Here is a 2,287-nt window from a genome sequence, read left to right as displayed (position 1 = left end):
CAGAAATTTTTTAAGATCTTTGGTATAATCCCCCATCAAACTGCTGCCCGCTGTGCAATCTCAAACCGCCGGGTAAAGACCTCAAAAGAGGTTTCCAGTCCAACATCCACACCATTGGCCTCAAGCAGTTCGGGAATCATTATTTTTAACTTCTCAATCAACCCTTCCAATGTTTCTCCTTCAGTTGCAAGGCCCGGGACATCATCACTGCTTGCAACAAATACATTTGTCTCTTCATCCCATTCTGCTCTTATGAAATAAGGTCTTTTGTTCATTGTGTCTCCTTTACGTTCGGCGGGCGATCAGCAGGGTTCTGCCGATGGTGCCCAGGATGCGTTTATCCTGCATGCGCTTGACCTGGTTTCCCGTCAGGCGCTCTGTGGACAGGGGGCATTCGATGCGGTGGGTGGTCAGATAGTTGGGGTCGGACCAAGTCAACTCATTGTATTTTATAGATTTACCGGCATCCTTCATATGATCCCAAAAGTACTTTACACTTTTTGAATGGAGGTTCCCGAAAAATGGGGGTCGGCATCTGAAAAGTGTAAAGCGGGAAATGAAGGATGCCGATTTACCAAACTAAAGTTCTGAAATCTGCGTTTAAAAAAAAAGATTGAATGTCATGGGCTATCCTTATAAAGGTTAAGTTGCGAGATTAACCCTAAAAAATAAGGAAAAACCCATGGACAAAACCTTTGTAAATCAGTTCTCAAAAAATATCAAATTCAATTACACCTGCTTTGATCGAGTCATCGTCCGAGGGTACATCCGCAAGTTCTTTTATCTTGGTTGTATTGTCGTTTTTCTTAAGGCCATGGGATTTTCAAAGCGTACCAACGGCGTTATGCGTATATTCACCGACCAACTCAATTCTCATATTTCAAAAAGGTGTTTCGTACAAGATGAAAGACAATTCTTTTACGGATGTTTCTGATCCCCAAGCACTTCAGGAGGCGGCTCAGGAAATTCAGGGGAATATAGTACAGCGGAGAATCAACTATTGGATGGATCGATTTTTCAAATTCGATAAAGGCAAATATTCAACACGTTCCAAGCACCTGAAACATGACTGGTATCTGTCTCAGGTGGAAGTGTGTTCAAATGTTATTTTTAAATCTCCCCGTTTTTGTACCAGTCTCTTTGAACGGCTTCTGGATAAATTTTCACGCGTCGGATTGCCCGACAGCATTGCCAGGATTTTCAGCAAGCGGCCTTACCGCTCAAATTCAAAGACTTTCTGGAGACTGTATGACAATAATGCCTGCATCAAGCACTGGTTCAGAGGAAACGCCATCAAGCAGTACAACAAAATGTGATGGAGAGCCAGATATTTTTTCAAATCCCGTATTGGATCACCTCAACAAAAAAGTGACACCACCGGACTTGAGAAAAGACAGGCAATTTATACTGTGTGAGGAACTGCTCAAACCCAAGTATTCACTCTACGGATTTAAAACAGCCGATCTCACAGCCGTCCTACCCCAATATTTTCGAAATTCCACCCAAATTCGCTATGAATTGAAAAAATTGATCGTTCGCGGCATCGTTGAAAAAAAGAAATCCCAATCATTTTATACTGTTACGGGATTAGGATGGAAATGGCTGTGGACATCAATTACGTCAAAGTCGTATTTTGAAAATCCAATTATTTCAAAGAGTTTTAAAGAGGTGTTGATCGCAATATTTATAATAGATTAGGGCTGTTTTTTGGTTTAAAGTCATATAACCGGAAGTATAAAGTTCTGAAATCAGCGTTTAAAAAAAAATATAACCCGAATTCGGGGGGACATCTATGATAATTATTTGATCAGTCGGCTTTAAGATTTTTTAAAATTTTTCTGGCCAAAGGTTCTTTGATTTCCCTATGACGAGGGATTGTTTCAATTATTCCATGCTTTGGATTAATCCAGATAGAATGAGAATTTCCTTCACGTTTCAAATAACATCCTGCAACTCTCAATCTTCTCTCCAATTCACGTCGTTTCATCCTACCATTACCGTATCCTGAATAACCTCCTGTGGTAATCCACGCAGGAAATCCTCTCTACGATCTTCCAAAATTAATTCAATAGCTTGTTGCAGGCTGAGTTTAGTCTCTTCTATTGTCTCACCCTGTCCGTTGGCACCGGGGATTTCAGGGCACATAGCCCAATAACCGCCTTCGGGCGAAGGCTCTATGATCGCTATAAATTCTGCTTTCATATCAACTCCTGTCTTGTAAGGGTGTTCATTTAAGGAACGAGTCCGAAATAGTTTAACCCGGGAGCGCAGGCGTCCCGCCTGCATC

The 2,287-nt window shown here is 41.5% G+C and carries 6 protein-coding genes; 2 read left to right on the top strand and 4 right to left on the bottom strand.

Annotation, left to right across the window (positions count from 1 at the left end):
• Positions 1-35 precede the first annotated feature (35 nt).
• Complete coding sequence (locus tag HXW94_RS18580) at positions 36-275, bottom strand: DUF1902 domain-containing protein (RefSeq protein ID WP_178368381.1); 240 nt, start codon at positions 273-275, stop codon at positions 36-38.
• Positions 276-285: 10 nt separating this feature from the next.
• A complete protein-coding gene (locus HXW94_RS18575) occupies positions 286-474 on the bottom strand; it encodes a hypothetical protein (protein ID WP_178368378.1) in 189 nt (62 codons plus the stop codon).
• 428 nt (positions 475-902) lie between these two features.
• On the opposite strand from HXW94_RS18575, the gene HXW94_RS19660 reads away from it, so the two are divergent.
• Positions 903-1,316 (top strand): hypothetical protein, encoded by a 414-nt coding sequence (locus HXW94_RS19660; protein WP_246294233.1) that lies wholly within the window; start codon positions 903-905, stop codon positions 1,314-1,316.
• Positions 1,249-1,698 carry a hypothetical protein gene (locus tag HXW94_RS18570; RefSeq protein ID WP_246294231.1) on the top strand — a complete coding sequence of 150 codons (450 nt, stop codon included), beginning with the start codon at positions 1,249-1,251 and terminating at the stop codon, positions 1,696-1,698. The genes HXW94_RS19660 and HXW94_RS18570 overlap by 68 nt, the downstream gene beginning before the upstream one ends.
• A 109-nt stretch (positions 1,699-1,807) precedes the next feature.
• Here the strand turns inward: HXW94_RS18570 and HXW94_RS18565 are convergent, their stop codons facing one another.
• Together HXW94_RS18565 and HXW94_RS18560 are read right to left on the bottom strand one after the other, a co-directional pair.
• Entirely contained in the window at positions 1,808-1,987 is a 180-nt protein-coding gene (locus tag HXW94_RS18565; protein WP_178368380.1) for a type II toxin-antitoxin system HicA family toxin, read from the bottom strand.
• The coding region (locus tag HXW94_RS18560; protein ID WP_218576816.1) for a type II toxin-antitoxin system HicB family antitoxin at positions 1,984-2,287 on the bottom strand (304 nt) is incomplete at its 5' end. The genes HXW94_RS18565 and HXW94_RS18560, both read right to left, overlap by 4 nt.

This window comes from Desulfobacter latus (assembly GCF_013389365.1).
Lineage (GTDB): Bacteria > Desulfobacterota > Desulfobacteria > Desulfobacterales > Desulfobacteraceae > Desulfobacter > Desulfobacter latus.
The sequence above is the reverse complement of the archived record's forward strand: the minus strand, read 5'-3'. Positions and strand labels throughout refer to the sequence as shown.